At 64.3% G+C, this 18666-nt stretch carries 16 protein-coding genes; 14 read left to right on the top strand and 2 right to left on the bottom strand.

Going from position 1 to position 18666, the window contains the following annotated elements:
* Window positions 1–34: 34 nt before the first annotated feature.
* Window positions 35–1075, bottom strand: coding sequence for a LacI family DNA-binding transcriptional regulator (locus tag HF690_RS13605; RefSeq protein WP_168609830.1), 1041 nt, complete (start codon window positions 1073–1075; stop codon window positions 35–37).
* 345 nt (window positions 1076–1420) lie between these two features.
* On the opposite strand from HF690_RS13605, the gene HF690_RS13610 reads away from it, so the two are divergent.
* The 10 genes from HF690_RS13610 (at window position 1421) to HF690_RS13655 (ending at window position 10702) form a co-directional block, all read left to right on the top strand.
* A complete protein-coding gene (locus tag HF690_RS13610) occupies window positions 1421–1633 on the top strand; it encodes a hypothetical protein (RefSeq protein WP_168609831.1) in 213 nt (70 codons plus the stop codon).
* Between the two features lie 31 nt (window positions 1634–1664).
* Entirely contained in the window at window positions 1665–2129 is a 465-nt protein-coding gene (trmL, locus tag HF690_RS13615) for a tRNA (uridine(34)/cytosine(34)/5-carboxymethylaminomethyluridine(34)-2'-O)-methyltransferase TrmL (protein WP_168609832.1), read from the top strand.
* A 40-nt stretch (window positions 2130–2169) separates the two neighbouring features.
* Window positions 2170–2823, top strand: coding sequence for a ubiquinone biosynthesis accessory factor UbiJ (locus HF690_RS13620; protein WP_168609833.1), 654 nt, complete (start codon window positions 2170–2172; stop codon window positions 2821–2823).
* On the top strand, window positions 2820–4466 hold the full coding sequence (ubiB, locus tag HF690_RS13625) for a ubiquinone biosynthesis regulatory protein kinase UbiB (protein WP_168609834.1): 1647 nt from the start codon (window positions 2820–2822) through the stop codon (window positions 4464–4466). Before HF690_RS13620 ends, ubiB begins: the two co-directional genes overlap by 4 nt.
* Window positions 4467–4511: 45 nt before the next feature.
* A complete protein-coding gene (arfB, locus tag HF690_RS13630) occupies window positions 4512–4934 on the top strand; it encodes an alternative ribosome rescue aminoacyl-tRNA hydrolase ArfB (RefSeq protein WP_168609835.1) in 423 nt (140 codons plus the stop codon).
* The gene (locus HF690_RS13635) at window positions 4931–5521 is read left to right on the top strand and encodes a 1-acyl-sn-glycerol-3-phosphate acyltransferase (protein WP_193568515.1); all 591 of its coding nucleotides are present in this window, start codon (window positions 4931–4933) and stop codon (window positions 5519–5521) included. The genes arfB and HF690_RS13635 overlap by 4 nt, the downstream gene beginning before the upstream one ends.
* Window positions 5522–5731: 210 nt before the next feature.
* Window positions 5732–6751 carry an NAD-dependent epimerase/dehydratase family protein gene (locus tag HF690_RS13640; protein ID WP_168609836.1) on the top strand — a complete coding sequence of 340 codons (1020 nt, stop codon included), beginning with the start codon at window positions 5732–5734 and terminating at the stop codon, window positions 6749–6751.
* Window positions 6717–8108 carry a glycosyltransferase gene (locus tag HF690_RS13645; protein ID WP_168609837.1) on the top strand — a complete coding sequence of 464 codons (1392 nt, stop codon included), beginning with the start codon at window positions 6717–6719 and terminating at the stop codon, window positions 8106–8108. The genes HF690_RS13640 and HF690_RS13645 overlap by 35 nt, the downstream gene beginning before the upstream one ends.
* Complete coding sequence (locus HF690_RS13650) at window positions 8096–9583, top strand: hypothetical protein (protein WP_168609838.1); 1488 nt, start codon at window positions 8096–8098, stop codon at window positions 9581–9583. The genes HF690_RS13645 and HF690_RS13650 overlap by 13 nt, the downstream gene beginning before the upstream one ends.
* Window positions 9584–9682: 99 nt before the next feature.
* Window positions 9683–10702 carry a polysaccharide deacetylase family protein gene (locus HF690_RS13655; protein WP_168609839.1) on the top strand — a complete coding sequence of 340 codons (1020 nt, stop codon included), beginning with the start codon at window positions 9683–9685 and terminating at the stop codon, window positions 10700–10702.
* Between the two features lie 65 nt (window positions 10703–10767).
* Here HF690_RS13655 and HF690_RS13660 read toward each other — a convergent pair whose 3' ends face one another.
* Window positions 10768–11766, bottom strand: coding sequence for a LysR family transcriptional regulator (locus HF690_RS13660; protein ID WP_168609840.1), 999 nt, complete (start codon window positions 11764–11766; stop codon window positions 10768–10770).
* 153 nt (window positions 11767–11919) lie between these two features.
* On the opposite strand from HF690_RS13660, the gene aceB reads away from it, so the two are divergent.
* The 4 genes from aceB (at window position 11920) to HF690_RS13680 (ending at window position 18665) form a co-directional block, all read left to right on the top strand.
* Complete coding sequence (aceB, locus tag HF690_RS13665) at window positions 11920–13518, top strand: malate synthase A (protein WP_168609841.1); 1599 nt, start codon at window positions 11920–11922, stop codon at window positions 13516–13518.
* 29 nt (window positions 13519–13547) lie between these two features.
* Entirely contained in the window at window positions 13548–14858 is a 1311-nt protein-coding gene (gene aceA, locus HF690_RS13670) for an isocitrate lyase (RefSeq protein ID WP_168609842.1), read from the top strand.
* Window positions 14859–15028: 170 nt separating this feature from the next.
* On the top strand, window positions 15029–16018 hold the full coding sequence (locus HF690_RS13675) for a GGDEF domain-containing protein (RefSeq protein ID WP_275690279.1): 990 nt from the start codon (window positions 15029–15031) through the stop codon (window positions 16016–16018).
* A gap of 4 nt (window positions 16019–16022) precedes the next feature.
* Entirely contained in the window at window positions 16023–18665 is a 2643-nt protein-coding gene (locus HF690_RS13680) for a putative peptide modification system cyclase (protein WP_168609843.1), read from the top strand.
* Window position 18666 lies beyond the last annotated feature (1 nt).

The following is an 18666-nucleotide window of genomic DNA, read 5'->3' on the forward strand; positions in this document are numbered from 1 at the left end:
GAACTTGCTTGAACGTTGCATGGTGGGGTCTCCCTCAAACTTTGCTTGCATGAGCGGTCTTTCGCCGCGTCTCGTGTGCGCCGGTTCCGCTGGACGCGCGCAGCACCAGCTCGGACTGAAGCGTCTTCTCGCGCTCTGCGTCCGTGTTGGGTTCCTCGATGGCCTGCACCAGACGCGCCAGCGCCTGTTCGCCCAGCTCGGCGATGTGCACGCGCACCGTGGTCAACTTCGGCGTGATGTAACGCGCCAGCGGAATGTCATCGAAGCCCGCCAGCGCGATGTCCTCGGGGACACGCAATCCTGCTTCGTGCAAGGCGGACAGGCAGCCGATCGCCATCATGTCGTTGGCTGCGAATACAGCATCGGGGCGTTGCTCCAGTTGCAGCAGATGCTGTCCTGCCAGGTAGCCTGAGTTGTCCGTGAACTCGCCCTCCAGAATCTGGACGGGCACTCCGGGCAGGAGCGCGGCCATCGCATCGCGATAGCCGTGCAGTCGGTTCTGGGCCTCGAAGTTGTCTTCGGGGCCGCTGATGAATGCAATGTGCCGATGGCCCAGCGAGGCCAGGTGCTCGACCATGGCGTACGCGCCGGCGTGGTTGTCCACGCTCATTGCCATGCAGTTTTCCGGCGTGTGCGGCGTGTTGATGAGCACGGTGGGCAGGGCCGGCGGAAGGTTGTCGGCGAGGAAGTCGGCATTGGCGTACGGCGACATCACCAGCAGGCCGTCCACCTTTCCGCGCATGGTGCGCAGCGCGGCCGCAGCCTCGTCGGCGTCGCCGTGTGAACTGGACACCAGCAGATGCAGTCCGCGGGCGCGGGCCGCAATGTCGATGCCGCGGATCAACTCGGAGAAGAACTCGCCGTGCAGGTCAGGCAGCAGCGCGCCGAGCGTGTGCGTACGACGGGTGATCAGACTGCGCGCAGCGCCGTTGGGCATGTAGCGCAGACGGCGCACCGCGGCGAGGATGCGCTTGCGCGTTTCCTCGTTGACATTGTCGCGTCCGTTGAGGACCCGCGACACGGATGCCACGGATACATTGGCCGCTTTCGCAACGTCTTTGATCGTGACCGACATGTCGGTACGCCCACCCCTCGGTTGATAGACGGGCGCAACTGTAAACGTTTTCATAATCCATTGCAAAGCCTTTCCGGAGGCTTTTCAAAGCGACCGCATCCCCCCATGACTCATGGCATGGACGAAGCCGCGCATCGTGCCGGTCCGGCGCATTTCACGATGGTGACGCGGACGTCCGCAGTGTCCGACCGCGTGCATCTGTCCGTCCGCGGACATTTGCATGCAGCGACATGCAATCTGACAAATACCATGAAATCAGCAGTTTGAACATCACTACATGCTTGGCACGCGACTTGCGAGTGTATCCATGCAGGGACTCCCCCCTTCGCTGTATGGAGAACACTCATGAAATTCGAAAGCTTCCTGTTACGCGGTCTGTTCATCGTGTGCATGATGTTGTGCGCCGCCACCGTCGGCTCGATGCTGTTCGGCACCTCGGTCGCATCCCAGGTGGCAGGACAGACCTCCGACCAGGCCCGCGTGGTCGACGCCAGCGCGATCACCCCGCTGGCCTGCCCGCTGCTGCCGGACGGCGTGCTGTGCGTCCGCGCCAACTGACGCGGGCTGCCACGGCGGCGATAATGGATGGATGCTGCACGTCATCCTCCACAGCCCAGAAATCCCGCCGAACACCGGCAACGTCATCCGTCTATGCGCCAATACCGGTGCGTCGCTGCACTTGATCCGTCCACTCGGTTTCGAACTGGACGACAAGCGCCTGCGACGCGCCGGTCTCGACTATCACGAGTACGCCTCGCTGCGCGTGCACGACGATCTCGACGCCTGCCTCGACGCGCTGCGCGCTCCGCGCGTCTTCGCCCTGACCACGCGCGCCACGCGCTCGCCCTACACCACCGCGTTCGCCGATGGCGATGCGCTGCTGTTCGGACGCGAGACCGCCGGACTGCCCGACAACGTGCTCGAGCGCCTGCCCGAAGCCCAGCGCCTGCGGCTGCCGATGCAGGCCGACAGCCGCAGCCTGAACCTTTCGAATGCGGTCGCTGTGACCGTGTTCGAAGCGTGGCGGCAACTCGGCTTTCCCGGTGCGGCGTGACGCCACGCGGACAGCACGCGGCAACGGGTACAATCGGCGCATGAACGAAGCCTCACCGCTGCTGCCGCGACCGATGCGCAAGCTCGCCGGTCGCGCCCTGGAAAGCGCGCTGAACCGCGCCGTCGATCTCGATCCGGAGACGCACGAACGCGTGTGCGCGCTGGAAGGACGGCGCGTGATCGTGCACATGCGCGGCCCGGAACTGACACTCTCCGTGCATGTCGAGGACGGTCGTCTGCGCGTCGGTCCCGCACCGGAAACCCCGGACGCCGCACCCGCACTGCGCGTGACCGCCAGTCCGGGCAGTCTGCTGGCCATGGCGGCGCAGCGCGGCGAGGACGGCATCGCGCCGGGCAAGGTCGAGATTGCCGGCGACGCCGGCCTCGCGCGCCAGCTCGAGAAGCTCGCGCGCGGCTATGCGCCGGACGTCGAAGAAGCCTTCGCGCAACGTTTCGGCGATATGCTCGGCGTGCCACTGGCGCGCACCCTGCAACGCGGTGTAACGCATCTGCGCCGTGGCGCGAAGCACGCCGTGGAAGACTCCGCCGACTGGCTGCGCGAGGAATCGCGCCTGGCCATCGCGCCCGCGGAAATGGATGACTTCCTCGACGACGTCGATGCCCTGCGCGAACGCGCCGAGCGCCTCGACGCGCGCCTGAAGCGCCTGTCCCGCACGCTGGAGCCGAACGCATGACGCCGCTCCGTCTTGCCCCGCGGCTGCTGCGCGTGGCCAGCGTGCTGCTGCGGTATCGCCTCGACGAGCTGGTCGACGCCGCACACCTGTTTCGCCCGCTGAAACTGATCCGCGCGGTACTGCCGCGCGCCCGTGCCGACGTGCGCGATCTGCCGCGTGGCGCGCGCCTGCGCATGGCCATGAACGAGCTGGGACCGATCTTCGTCAAGGCCGGACAGGTGCTGTCCACGCGCCGCGACCTGATCCCCGAGGACATCGCCGACGAACTGGCATCCTTGCAGGATCAGGTACCGCCGTTCCCCGGCACCGAAGCGCGCGCCATCGTCGAAGCATCGCTGGGCCATCCGATCACCGAACGCTTCGCCCGATTTGACGAGGAGCCGCTGGCCTCGGCCTCGATCGCCCAGGTGCACGCGGCGGAACTGCACGACGGCACCAGCGTGGTGGTCAAGGTACTGCGCCCGGGCATCGACCAGCGCATCCGCCGCGACGTCGACCTGCTGCACGCGCTCGGCGAACTGGCGCAGCGCTGGCACCCCAACGCCGACAAGATCCGGCCGCTGGACGTCGTCGCCGAAATCGAGAAGACGCTGGAGAACGAACTCGACCTGCAACGCGAGGGCGCCAACGCCAGCCTGCTCGGCCGCAACTTCGAGCACTCCTCGGAACTGAAGGTGCCGGTGGTGTACTGGGACCATTCCAGCGCCCGCGTGCTAACCCTGGAGCGCGTGCATGGCGTGCCGGCCGACGACGTCGATGCCATCGAAGCCGCCGGCATCGATCGCCGCGCGCTGGCGGCGATGGGCGTGCGCCTGTTCTACGAGCAGGTGTTCCGCGACAACTTCTTCCACGCCGACGCACACCCCGGCAACATCTGGGTCGACATCTCCAGCCACGAACCGCGTTTCATCGCGCTGGATTTCGGCATCATGGGCTCGCTGCCCGAAGCCGACCAATACTGGCTGGCGGAGAACTTCATCGCCCTGTTCGAACGCGACTACCGGCGCATCGCCGAACTGCACCTGGCCGCGGGCTGGATGCCGCGCCACGTGCGCGTGGACGAACTGGAAGCCGCCGTGCGCACGGTGTGCGAACCGTACTTCACACGCCCACTTTCGCAGATCTCGCTGGCCGAAGTGGTGGCCAAGCTGTTCAACACCGCGCGCCGTTTCGAACTGACCCTGCAGCCGCAGCTGATCCTGCTGCAGAAGACCCTGCTCAACATCGAGGGCGTGGGTCGCATGCTCGATCCGGAGATCGACATCTGGTCGGTGGCGCACCCGGTGCTCAAGCGCATCCTTCGCGAGCGCTACAGTCCGCGCCGCGCGCTGCACACGCTGCGCCGCCGTCTGCCGGAGTGGCTGCACGCGGCACCGCGCATGCCCGACCTGGCACGTGAAATGCTGGAGCAGAGCGTGGCCGGGCAGACGCGCGTGCATTTCGCCTCCGAGGATCTGCAACGCCTGCACGTCGAGGCGCGCCGCTCGCGCCGACTGCTGGCGGGCGGCCTGATCGGCGCCACGCTGGTGTTCAGCGCGGCGCTGGTCTGGTCGCTGGCGCCGCAGCACGGACCGTGGATTCCCGGTATCGCCGCCGGCCTCGGGCTACTGGCCTTCGTGCTCAGCTGGCCGCGAGGGCGCTGAGCGGCTGTCGGCGAACTGCAACGCCTTCCCCGCTACACTGCCCGCATGCTTCGCGTGAACCGCTCCATCGCCATTCCCGAATCGGAACTGACCGAGCGTTTCGTGCGCGCGGCGGGTCCGGGCGGGCAGCATGTGAACCGCACGGAAAGCGCCGTCGAGCTGCGTTTCGATGCAGCGCATTCGCCGACGCTCCCGGAGGCGGTGCGCACGCGTCTGCTGCACCGCCATGATCGCCGCATCACCGCTGACGGCATGGTGGTGATCCAGGCCCGCCGCTTCCGCGACCAGGCACGCAACCGCGAGGACGCGCGCGAGCGTCTGGCCAGCCTGGTGCGCAGCGCCACGCAGGCGCCGAAGAAACGCATCGCCACACGCCCGACGCGCGCCTCCAAGGAACGCCGCCTGCAAGCCAAGCAGCAACGCGGACGCATCAAGCAGGCGCGTTCGCGCGACTGGAGCCGCGAATGAGCTCACCGATCCTGCCCGAAATGCCGCCGCAGGCGCCGCGCACGCGCCGCGGTCTCGGCTCGCGCCTGAGCCGTCTGCTGCTGCGCATGGCCGGCTGGCGCCTGGCCGGCACGCTGCCTAACGTGCCCAAGCTGGTCATCATCGGCGCACCGCACTCGTCCTACTGGGACGGCGTGTGGGGGCTACTGATGAAATCCGCGCTCGGCCTGGACATCAACATCATGATCAAGCGCGAGGTCATGGACGGTCCGCTGGGACCGATCCTGCGCGGCTTCGGCCTGATCCCGATCGACCGGAAGGCCGCGATCGGCGTCGTCGAGCAAATGCAGCAGCGCTTCGCCGGTCGCGAGCGCATGTGGCTGGGTATCACGCCCGAAGGCACGCGCAAACACGTGGAACGATGGAAATCCGGCTTCCTGCGCATCGCGCATGCGGCGCAGGTACCGATTCTCCCGGTGCTCATCGACTTCCCCAGCAAGACCTTCACGCTGGGTCCGCTGCAGCACACCACCGGCGACATGGACGCCGATCTCGCACGCATTCACGCGCTCTTCCATGGTGCGCGCGGCAAGCACCGCGGCACCTGAAAACCTTCACAAATTGCGGAATGCGTGCACGCGGTCGCCGCGCCCACACGCTATGCTATGCAAAACGGCCTAATACTTAGGCAGGACAGGAACGTCAACCGTTTTTTCTGTGAAGGAATTCGCAAATATGGTACATATTGACCCCCGCCGCGCGAGAACTCCCGCACCATTGCGGCCATGGATCGCCGGCGTTGGCTACAGGGGTCGGATATGCATGTGCTGATTACAGGGGGTGCGGGCTTCATCGGCTCGCATGTCGCGCAACGTCACCTGGCGCGAGGCGACAAGGTTCATGTGGTCGATGATCTGTCGACCGGCAACCGCGCCAACATCCAGCTCCTCGAGGGCTATCCCAATTTCCGTTTCGACCATGCCGACATGCTGGTGTGGGATGGACTCGAGCGTGCGGCCGCCTGGGCCGACCGCATCTACCACCTGGCCGCCGTGGTCGGCGTGTACCGCGTGATCGCCGAGCCGACGCGCGTGCTGGCCACCAACATCGCGGCCTGCGAGCGTCTGCTGCGTGCGGTCACCGCCAGCGGTTGGAAGCCGCATGTGGTCATCGCGTCCAGTTCCGAGGTCTACGGCCACCGTCTGGAAAGCGAACTGCACGAACAGATGGATCTGTCGGTGTCCACACGCGCCGGCACACGCTGGAACTACTCGGTCAGCAAGATCGCCGACGAGGCGCTGGGGCTTTCCTACGCGCAGAAATTCGACATCCCGACCGTCATCGCACGCCTGTTCAACACCACCGGCCCACGCCAGACCGGCCGCTACGGCATGGTAGTGCCGCGCTTCGTCGAACAGGCCGTCAAGGGCGAAGAGATCACCGTGTACGGCGACGGTCTGCAAACGCGCTCCTTCTGCGACGTGCGCGACACCTCGCGCGCATTGGACATGCTCGCCACCAAGGCGACCGCCGAAGGCCTGGTGGTCAACGTCGGCAACGACCGCGAGATCTCCGTCAACGACCTCGCCGAGCTGGTGCGCGAACGCGCCGGCAGCGACTCGATCATCCAGCACGTGCCCTACGTCACCGCCTACGGCGAGGATTTCGAGGACATACGCCGTCGCCGCCCGGTGCTCGACCGCCTGCGCAAGCTGACCGGCTTCGAGCACGAACACACCCTGGAGGACACGCTCGACGAGCTGATCCGCACGAGCCGCGAACAACAGTCGAGGGAGAACGGTCATGGCCACCGCTCCATGGTTTGTCATCAGTCCTAACGCGCTGCTGAGCGCCATCGGCCTGCTGCGCGGGCCGGACAAGACGATTCCGACACCGGCCGAGGACTGGCGCACCGCCGTGATCGACGTGGTCATTCCCGCCTACCGCGAAACCGAGAACCTGCCGCACTGCCTGGCCTCGCTCGCGCGGCAGACGGTGAAGCCACGCCACATCATCGTGGTCGACGACGGCAGCGGCGACGACACCGCCGGCCTGGCCGAACGGTCCGCCGTCAAGCTCGGCCTCAAGATCACGGTGATCCGTCGGGCCAGCTCGATCGGCAAGACGCCGACCATCAAGCGTCAGGCACGCGAATTCGACGCCGATGTCGAGTTCATCCTCGACGGCGACACGTTCCTGGAATCGACCACCTACATCGAACGCTGCGTGCAGGAGCTGTACCAGGGCGTGGGCATCGCCAGCGCCTGCGGCACCATCCTGCCGATGCGCCTCAGCGACCGCCGCAAACTCGCCGAAACCCCGGAATTCGCGCCCCTGCTCGCCGACGGCGACTGGCACGACCCGATGGAGAAACGCGGCCGCATGCACCTGATGTGGTGGGGTCTGACCAACATGTACCGCGACTGCCTGTACCGCTTCCTGCAAGGCTTCGTGTACCACGGTCAGATGGTCTTCTTCGGCGGCATCACCAACCCGGTCGGCTGCGCCGTGGCCTACCGTCGCAAGTACATCAAGAATCTGTTCGACCACTACGAACCGCTGCTCGGCGACGACCTGACCACGTCCGAGGACATCTTCATCGGCTTCGCGCTGAACAACGAGGGCTACCGCAACATCCAGCTCAACGACGTGGTCGCGCGCTCGGAAGAGCCCGAAGCCACGCGCTTGCCGCGTCAGGTGTTCCTGTGGTCGTCCTCGTTCCTGCAGAGCTGCTTCTACTTCGACGGTCTCATGCGCAGTCCGTTCAAGGCATTCCGCCGTTTCGCCAAGCGGATGCACGAGAAGAAGGCCAGCGAGCAGAAACGCATCCGCGAGATGCGCAAGATCCAGGAACCTTACCGCCAGGCGTTCGGCGAGGACGTCACCAAGAAATACGGCCGCCCGATCGGCTGGGTGATCTTCATGGGCGCGGTGGAGAAGCTCGGCTTCCCGACCACGCTCATCATCATGCTTCTGATGCAGTGGTGGGAACCACTGTGGGTCACGGTCGCGGTGGAGGTCCTGCTGTCACTGCTCATCCTCGGCGTGGTCTCGCGCGGCAGTCGCCTCAAGTCGATGGGCAAGGGCCTTTTGATCACGCCGCTCCGCTACTTCCTGATGGTCGCCGAGCTGTACACCATCGGCGTGTTCACCGTCCACCTGTGGATCACGAGGAACCGCAAATGGCGCAAATGACCTCCCATCGCCGGGCATGGGCCCGCGCTTCGGCGCTGGGCCGGATCAGCCTGTTCGCCTGCGCGCTTGCTTGCTCCCTTGCCCTGAAGCCGGCTTTCGCCCAGAACGCCGTCGCCTACCAACCGGCACTGAACGCATCCTGGGCCGGGCACACCGGCAAAGCGCTGCGCCTGATCGACGCCTACCTGGCCAAGCACCCGAACGACCATGCCGCGCAACTCGACCGTGCGCGCTTTCTCGCCTGGATGGGCGACTACGCAAAGGCAAACGACGCGCTCGCCCAATTCGGCCCCGATGACGAGGAAGCCACCGCATTGCGCGCTCGCGTGATGGCCTGGGCCGAACGCCGCGATGCCGCGTTGGGGCTCAACGCACCGCTCTATGCCGCCGACCCGTCCGACTACGACAACGCCTGGACCCAGGCGCTGATCCTTCGCCAGGGCGAATGGCCGCATCAGGCGCTGCCGGCACTGGCTACCGTGCAGTCGATCAAGCCGGACAGCCGGGACACCATCGACCTCGCGAAGGCCGTGCGCCTGCCGCTGTTTTCCTGGGTCGGCCTGACCCCCTCGGTGTACAGCGACTCGGACGATATCGAAATACGCACCACCACGCTCGATAGCATGCTCTGGCTGTCGGACCGCTGGCGGTTGCTGGCCAGCGTCTCGCACCGCAGGCACTCGGCCGCATTCGGCGGTCCGTTCGCTCCGCTGATCGGCGACAACCACGTCAATGAAAATCGTGTCGGCACCGGCCTGCGCTACGCGCCTTCGCCCGACACCGCACTGGAACTGTGGCTGGGCAATTCGCGGATCGACAACGGCTCCGGTGGCAACAGCAAGGTGATCGGCCATCTGCAGCTTTCGCAACGCGCCAGCGATGCCTTCCGCTATGCAATCACGCTCGATCGGGACCGCGTCGATGCCTCGCCGCGCGCACTGCCATTGATGCGCAATGGCCTTGCCGCCGACCTGCACTGGACACCGACGCTGCGCGACCGCTTCGATGCGCGCATCGCCGGCGACGATTTCGCCGACCACAACCAACGCACATCCGTGCTGGCCAGCTATGCCCGCGCGGTGTACCGCGGCGAGCGGGCAATGATCGATGTCGGCCTGCAGGCGGAAGGGCAGCACAATTCCCGCAACACCAACAATGGCTATTACAGCCCCAGTCGCTACCGCCGTTTCGCGGCCACGGCATCCACCTACATCCCATTCGGTCAGGAAGTCGGGCTGTACCTGTCGGCGGCACTCGGTCGGCAGAAGGACGAGACCTTCCGCACCTGGAAACGCGCCATCGACGCTAACGCCGAACTGACTCTGGGCATCTTCACGCATTGGCAGCTGGTCGGCCGCATCGGCTACAGCCAGCGCCTGAATCAATCGGGGTACTACGAGGGCACCAATATCGGTTTACAGCTGCGCTACCGCTTCTGCGAGTTCCGCGCCGATCGCTGTCCAGCGGTGCATTGAACGAAGAGCTTCGGGACAAGGCGGTGCCGCTCGCGTGGTGCGCGCCATCCGCGAACACAGGTTGCGCAAAGGAGCGCTCCTGGAACACAGGGGAAAATCATGAAGCGGTTGTTGCAACGTGCCTGCATGGCTTGCGCTTGTCTGCTTCCATTCACGGCCGCGATGGCGCAGTCCGCGACCACCGCCACGGTCGCCAAGCCCCCGGACCGCCGCATCGCCATCACCTTCGACGACCTGCCCTGGGCCACGCTCGACTCGAATACGCCCTTGCCGGCACACGGAACCGTGCCGCCGCGCATCGCCGCCGAATTCACGCGCCTGCTGCAGGCGATCAAGAACTCGGGCACCCCCGCCATCGGATTCGTCAATTCCGCGCGCCTGCTCGTTCACGGCCAACCGCAGCCGGACCGCGTGGGCATGCTCGATGCCTGGCTCGATGCGGGTCTGGAACTGGGTAATCACACCGCCACGCATGTCGACCTGCACGCGGTCGGCAAGCAGGCCTTCGAGAACGACATCCTCGCCTGCGACGCCGTGTTGCGTCCGCTGCTGGCAAAACGCGACCTGCAGCCGCACTGGTTCCGCCACCCCTACCTGCGTACAGGACGCACCCTGCAGGACAAGGCAGCGATCAAGACGTTCCTGACTCGACACGGGTATCGCATCGCACCAGTCACGATCACCGATTCCGACTGGATCTGGGCCGCCGCGTACGCCAAGGCGCTCGACAGCGGCGATACCGCCATGCAAGCGAAACTACGCGCCCAATACGTCCCCTATCTGCTGCGGATGGTCCACTATTTCGAGCATCGTTCGACCAAGCTGCTCGGTTATGCGTTGCCGCAAGTGATGCTGCTGCACGCCAACGCGCTCAATGCCGACACCTATGCCGACTTTGTCTCCCGACTGCATGCACGCGGCTATCGGTTTGTCAGCCTCGACGAGGCCATGCGTGACCCGGCCTACCAGCGTGCGGACACATTCACCGGTGCGCTCGGCACGAGCTGGATCCACCGATGGGCGATTGCCGCGGGCTGGTCGTGGAAGTTCTACGACGGCGAACCGACTTCGCCGAAATGGGTAATCGATCTTGCCGGCGTACCCGCGTATTCCGAGTAGTGTCCGCTGCCGGCGATGACTTGGACATCCCACGCTGGCCCACGGCGCGAATCGGCTTGCATCATTCAGCGTGCTGAATGCCCGGACTCATCGTACTCGCGATGAGTCAGCAGCCCCGGCTTGATCAAGTCGATGAAGGCGCGCGCCTCGGGACTCAGATACTTGCCCTTGCGCATGACCACCCCATAGCTGCGCTGCGGGAAGTAGCGCCGCATGTTGCGCACGGCCAGATGCGCGTGGTCCTCCTCGGTCAGACAGATACCGGTGACGATGGAGATGCCCAGCCCCATCGCCACGTAGTGCTTGATCACCTCCCAGCCGCCGACCTCGATGGCGACGGTGTAGGGCACCTGGCGCTGCTGGAACACCAGGTCGACCAGGCGATAGGTGGTCAGCCGCTGCGGCGGCAGGATCAGGCCGTAGGGCGACAGGTCCTCGATGGCGATGTCGTCCTTCGCCGCCAGCGGGTGATCCGGCGGCATGATGAGCATCGGATCGAAGTGGTAGACCGGCGCGTAAGCCAGGTCGTGCGGTACGTCCAGCATCGACCCGACGGCGAAGTCGGCACCATCCTCGCGCAGCAAAGCCAGGCCGTCCTTGCCGGTGACGTTGGCCAGCTCCAGATGCACTGCCGGCATCTGTTCGCGGTAGGCCTGCACCAGCGGCGGCAACAGGTACTGGATGGTGGAAGCGCCGGCGGCGATGGTCAGCGAACCGCTCTTCAGGCCTTGCAAGCGGGCATGGAAGTCACGGTCCAGCGTTTCCCAGCCTTCCACCAGCGGTCGGGCCAGTTCGTACAGCGCCTCGCCGGCGTCGGTCACGGTGATGCGTCGGCGCGTGCGTTCGAGCAGGGTGACGTCCAACTCGCGCTCCAGCGCCTTGATCTGCAGACTCACCGATGGCTGCGACAGGTACAGCGCTTCTGCCGCACGCGTGAACGTGCCCAGCTTCACCGTGTACACGAAGGCGCGCAGCTGCTTGTACCGGTTGCCCTTGTAGTAGAACCGCTGCTCCGACGCGCCGGTTTCGCATCTGGCGGCTTTTTCGGGACTCTTTCGTGCCATGCACCTGCCCCAGTCGAGTGATTTAGCAATGCCTTATCAATGACTTGTATCTAACATTGAATATATCAATGTTATGAATTGAAACATTTACTTTGTCAAATAAATATTCCAGGCGCAGCCTGAACCTCCGAATCGCATTGCCGGAGATGACCCATGTCTGTGCTGCAGGAATACGTGCCCGAACGCGGCACCATCGAAATCAACGGCCCGATGACGCCCGAGCGCGCGGCCATCCTCACGGACGACGCGCTGGATTTCCTGGCGCGCCTGCATCATGGCTTTGACGCGCGCTGCCTGGAGCTGCTGGCCTGCCGCAAGGAACGCCAACGCGAATACGACGCCGGGCAGCTGCCGGACTTCCGCGAGGACACCCGCGCCATCCGCGAGGACGACTGGCGCGTGGCGCCCATCCCCGAAGCGCTGCGCGATCGTCGCGTGGAAATCACCGGCCCGGTCTCACGCAAGATGGTCATCAATGCGCTCAACTCCGGCGCGCGCGTGTTCATGGCGGATTTCGAGGACTCCAACGCCCCGACCTTCGCCAACGTCGTCGACGGCCAGATCAATCTTCGTGACGCGGTCGATGGCCGCATCGCCTTCACCAACCCCGATGGCCGCGAATACCGCCTGGTCGACAACCCGGCGGTGCTCATCGTGCGTCCGCGCGGCTGGCATCTGCCGGAGTCGCATCTGACGCTGGACGGTCTGCCGCTGTCCGCGGCACTGGTCGATTTCGGCCTGTTCGTCTGGCACAACGCGCGCGCCCTGCACGAACGCGACCGCGGCCCGTACTTCTACCTGCCCAAGCTCGAATCGATGGAGGAAGCCGCGCTGTGGGACGAGGTGATGGCCTTCGCCGAGAACGAACTGAACCTGCCGGCCGGCTGCATGAAGGCCACCGTGCTGATCGAGACGCTGCCGGCCGCATTCCAGATGGACGAAATCCTGCACGCGCTGCGCACCCGCATCGTGGGTCTGAACTGCGGACGCTGGGACTACATCTTCTCCTACATCAAGACCTGCCGGAACGACCGCTCGCGCGTGCTGCCCGAACGCGGACAGGTCGGCATGACCGTGCCGTTCCTGCGCGCCTACTCGCAGTTGCTGATCCGCACCTGCCACCGCCGCGGCGCGTTCGCCATGGGCGGCATGGCCGCACAGATTCCGATCAAGAACGACCCGGCCGCCAACCAGGCCGCGCTGGAGAAGGTCCGTACCGACAAGCTGCGCGAAGTACGCGATGGCCACGACGGAACCTGGGTCGCGCATCCCGCGCTGGTGCCGGTGGCGATGGAGATCTTCGACGCGCACATGGACGGTTCCAACCAGCTCGACCGTCCGCTCGACGAGCTCGACATCGGCCGCGACCAGCTGCTGGCGCCGTGCGCCGGCACCATTACCCGCGAGGGCTTCGACAACAACGTCGAAGTGGCGCTGCGCTACACCGCCGCCTGGCTGGACGGCCTCGGCTGCGTGCCCATCCATCACCTGATGGAAGACGCCGCCACCGCCGAGATCGCCCGCGCCCAGCTATGGCAGTGGCTGCATCACGGCGGCCTGGAATTCACCGACCACGCACCGATCACGATGGCGCTGTTCGACCGCGCCCTGGCCAGCCATGCGCACCGCCTGCGCGACGCCGACGTACCGGGCGCCGCGCGCATCGACGAAGCCGCCGAGCTGCTCACCGAACTGACCCGCGCCGACACCCTGGCCGATTTCCTGACCCTGCCCGCCTACGCGCGCCTCTGACCGCGCCCGCACTGCACCGGAGAACGATCATGAACGCCACCATCACCCGTCCGACCGCCGAACAGCTGACCCGCGAGTGGAATGAAGATCCGCGCTGGAAGGGCGTCACCCGCCCCTACGACGCCGCCGAAGTCGTGCGTCTGCGCGGCAATGTCCACGTCGAGCACTCACTGGCACGCCAGGGTGCCGAGCGCCTCTGGAACTCGCTGCATTCGCTGGACTACGTCAACGCACTCGGGGCGCTAACCGGCAACCAGGCCATGCAGCAGGTCAAGGCCGGCCTGCAGGCCATTTACCTGTCCGGATGGCAGGTCGCCGCCGACGCCAACTCCGCCGGCACCATGTATCCGGACCAGTCGCTGTACCCGGTCGACTCCGTGCCCGGCGTGGTCCGCCGCATCAACAACACGCTGCTTCGCGCCGACCAGATCCATCACGCCGAGGGCAAGGACGACATCGACTGGATGGTGCCGATCGTGGCCGATGCCGAAGCCGGTTTCGGCGGCGTGCTCAACGCCTACGAACTGATGACGCACATGATCGAGGCCGGCGCCGCCGGCGTGCACTTCGAAGACCAGCTGGCCAGTGCCAAGAAGTGCGGCCACATGGGCGGCAAGGTGCTGGTGCCGACACAGGAAGCCGTGCAGAAACTGGTCGCCGCGCGCCTGGCCGCCGACGTCGCCGGCGTGCCGACCCTGATCGTGGCGCGCACCGACGCCATGGGCGCGGGCCTGCTGACCGCCGACGTCGATCCTGTCGACCAGCCGTTCTGCACCGGCACGCGCACCGTCGAGGGCTTCCACGAGACCCGCAAGGGCATCGACCAGGCCATCGCCCGCGGACTGGCCTACGCGCCGTACGCCGACCTGATCTGGTGCGAGACCGCCACACCGGACCTGGAGCAGGCGCGCCGCTTCGCCGAGGCCATCCATGCGAAGTTCCCGGGCAAACTGCTGGCCTACAACTGCTCGCCCAGCTTCAACTGGAAGCAGAACCTCGACGAAGCCACCATCGCCTCGTTCCAGCGCGACATCGCCGCCATGGGCTACAAGTTCCAGTTCATCACCCTGGCTGGCTTCCATGCGCTCAACTATTCGATGTTCGAGCTGGCGCGCGGCTACAAGGCACGGCAGATGGCCGCCTACGTGGAACTGCAGGAAGCCGAATTCGCCGCCGAAAAGGACGGCTACACCGCCGCCAAGCACCAGCGCGAAGTCGGTGCGGGGTACTTCGACAGCGTCAATCAGGCCGTTTCCGGTGGCTTGAGTTCGCTTTCGGCCCTGTCCGGCTCCACCGAAGAGGAGCAGTTCAAGGCCTCCACCCGCGCCAACGCCGCCTGAATCCCACCCAAACCCTTGCCAGCGCGGAACTTTCCGCGCTGGCACTCTTGCCGAAAACGCGTGTGCGAGACGCTCGAAGTTGCTAGGATGAAGCCTCAGAAATTGTCTTCGTGAGGAACAGGCCTGTGGTCACGCCCCATGCCGAAACCAGCAGGAGCGTCTCGGGCTACTTGTCCGACGACGCTTACATCCGACGCCTGTCCGGCGCCGAAATGGGTTCGTTCTGCTCCGTGGGCACCCGCTGCACCGTCGCCGCCGGCCAGGTCCTGTTCCGCCGCGGCGAGATCGGCCAATGCATGTTCATCATCGACAGCGGGCAGATCCGGCTCGACTTCTCCGGCCACATGCAGAACAAGACGCTGGGCGAACGCGAGTTCTTCGGCGAGCTGGCGCTATTCATCGGTCATCATGCGCGCATGGCCGACGCCGTCGCCGTGACCGACTGCGAACTGTGGTCGGTGGACCAGCCCGGCTTCGACATCCTGCTGCAGAGCCAGCCTGACCGGATGGTCCAGTTCATGCGTCGCTCGTTCTCGTATCTGGTTGCCAGCGAACAGCAACTGGTGCTCGGCCTGCAACGCCGCAACGAGGACCTTATCCGCGCCATGGAATCGCTGCGCAAGACGCGCGGCGAACTAACCCGCGCCGAAGACCAGGTGCGCACCGACGACATGACCGGCCTGTGCAACCGCCGAGGCCTGTACGCCTACCTGGACGACCTGACGCCCCCCAGCGGCGAACTGCAGCTGGGTTTGCTGCTGATCGACCTGGATCGCTTCAAGCAGATCAATGACCAATGCGGCCACATGGTCGGCGACGAAGTGCTGTGCGCCGTCGCCCACGTAGTCAACGACGCCACGCGCAACTGCGATCTCGCCTGTCGCCTCGGCGGCGACGAGTTCGCCCTGCTGTGTCACGTCAACACATCCGGCGAACTGTGCGAACGCGCCAACCAGATCCTCGAAGGCGTGCGCCGCCTGAGCTTCGCGGAAGTCGACCAACCGCAACTGCTCGCCAGCGTCAGCATCGGCGGCGGCCTGTGCCGCTACATCGACGGCTGGTCGGTGTGGTACAGCGATATCGACCGCGCGCTCTACAGCGTCAAGGCCATCGGCGGCGACGGGTGGCACGTAGCCGGGCTCACCGACGCCGAAGCCTGAGATCATGTCTGAGTCCCTGGACGCCGGACTTCACTGGCGACACGCCACGGCCGCCGGGCAACCTGTTCTGCGCACCATGGTGGTGTGCGATCTGGCCGACTCCACGGCCCTGGTCGAGCGCCTTGGCGACCGCCGCGCCGCCGCGCTTCTGCGCAAGCACGATCGCCTGACGCGGGCGCTGATCGACGAGCACAACGGCCGCGAAATCGACAAGACCGACGGCTACCTGCTGCTGTTCGAACGCCCGACCCAGGCCGTCAGCTTCGCGCTGGCCTACCAGCGCGGCCTGCGCTTCATGTCCGAGGCCGAGGAAGTCGAGGTGCATGCGCGCGTCGGCATCCACGTTGGCGACGTGGTGATGTGGGAGAACAGCCCCGAGGACATCAGCCGCGGCGCCAAGCCGGTCGAGGTCGAGGGCCTGGCCAAGCCGGTGGCCGCACGCCTGGCCGCGCTGGCGCGACCGCAGCAGATCCTGCTTTCCGGCGTCGCCGCCAGCATCGCCCGGCGAGGTCACGAGGAAATCGCAGAAGACTGCCCCGAAGCCGAATGGCGCTCGCACGGCCTGTACCGCATTCGCGGCGTCGCCGAGGCCACCGAAGTCTTCGAAGTAGGCGAACCCGGTATCGCCGACTTCACCATTCCCGCGCAACGCTCCGTAGCTCGCCGCATCCTGCCGTGGTGGCGGCGCCCATCCACGATCAGCGGCGTCAGCCTGCTGCTGGCGCTCAGCATCGGCACACTGATCTGGGTCATTGCTCGTCAACCGCCAAAGATCGACTTCGCGGCTCGTGACTGGGTCGTAATCGGGAACATACAGAATCAAACAGGACAACCGGATTTCAATAAAACTATTGATACAGCCATACGCATAGGGCTGCAACAATCGAATTACGTTAACGTCATCTCGAATGCAAAAGTGCAACAGACATTGGAGCTGATGAAAAAAGATGACGACACAGACATTGACAAAAAAATAGGCTCCGAAGTTGCCATTCGCGATGGCGCTCGTGCGCTGATTATCCCATCTATCGTTAACTCGGGTGACGGCATCAAAATAAGCGCCTCAATCATAGACCCCACGACCAGTAAAGTAATCAATACGCTTTCAGCCCAGGCCGAAACCAGCAAGAACATCGTTCCTGTTATCGACACCCTCGTTCTCAGACTTCGCCAGAATCTTGGTGAGTCGCTTTCCCAAATTAAAACGACAAGCCTTCCTCTTGCAAAAGTCACTACATCGAACCTCGATGCCTTGAGAGCTTACTCTCTCGCCACACAGGCGGCAGGTCATGCTGATTACAATCTTTCACAAGACCTGATCAGTCATGCTCTACGCCTTGACCCGACATTTGCATCGGCTTACGCCCTGCAAGCTGTCAATTATTTTTCCATGGGCCAAATAAACCTCGCAGAGGAATCCATCCATAAAGCACTTGCAAACAGCGATCGCCTCAGCACACTTGAACAAATGAAAATGCGCGCTTTTTTGGCGGCCTCAAATGAACAGGTAACCAAGGCTACCGCTGCATGGAAGGTTATTGCCGACCTCTACCCCGATGATGCGGCCGGGGCTAACAATGTAGGCTTGTACTATGCGGGCTATCTAAATGATTGCAAATCCGCATTACCCTACCTTCATCACGCATCCAACTTGCCACAACCACTGAGCATGGCCTCTACGTATACCCTGGGCACATGCCAACTAGCACTCGGTAAATACCATGACGCCATCCAATCATTGCTCAAATCTTATAAGAATGGTTTCCGCGGATCATTTCTGGCATTAGCGGATGCGTATGTCGCCACACGGCAATATTCGAAGGCATCCACCCTTCTTTCCTCTGTAGCCAACGACACCAACACAGCAGCCAGCCTGGCTATAAGACAAGCCCTCGTTGTTGCTGACCAGGGTGACTTGAGCAGTGCTGAAGGGAAAATCATTCACGCGATCAACACCATTCCCGAGGACCAAGGCAATGCGCATGGATGGGCCCTGCAGCTCGATGCCATCGGAATTTTGTGGGCGCAAAACAAGACCCAATCTGCTCTCGAAATTTGTCAGCAAGGTCTAAAAAAACTCTTGCATATGACCAAGTTTGACCGCAAGAACTCTTTCTATGATTACCCAACGCTTGTGGCTTCCTATAGCCGCTGGGCCGCGAGACTCGGAGACATTAAGCTCGCACAAGAAGGAATCGAACTCGCCAGCGCGAACAATCAACTTCGAGGCTTCCCGATTCGTTCACAGCTAGTTGCCATTGCCCGCTCTGAGATTGCGCTACAAGAAGGGCACCCCGAAAAGGCCGTACAGATAGCGACTGCTGCGGACTCCCACCCCCTGTGGGAGCTTCTCGAAATCATTGCCAGAGCCAAAGCTGCCACACATGCAGCAGACACGGATGCCGCATATCGACGAGTACTTGATGCAAGATCGCTGGCTTTCGGTGAGCTCTATGAAAATGAGCTCGGGATCTGCACTCGTGCAGTGCAGTGGAACCTGACTTCACTCGCTTATGCCAAGTTCTTACAAAAGTCGCACCCCGCCTTGGCTGCACGTCAAGCCAGCATCTTTCTTGATGACTGGCGTCTTGCTCCAAAAAACTCCGCAGAAATTCGTGAAGCACACGCTATCATGCAGGCCAAATAAC

This window comes from Oleiagrimonas citrea (genome assembly GCF_012395255.1).
Classification (GTDB): Bacteria; Pseudomonadota; Gammaproteobacteria; order Xanthomonadales; family Rhodanobacteraceae; genus Oleiagrimonas; species Oleiagrimonas citrea.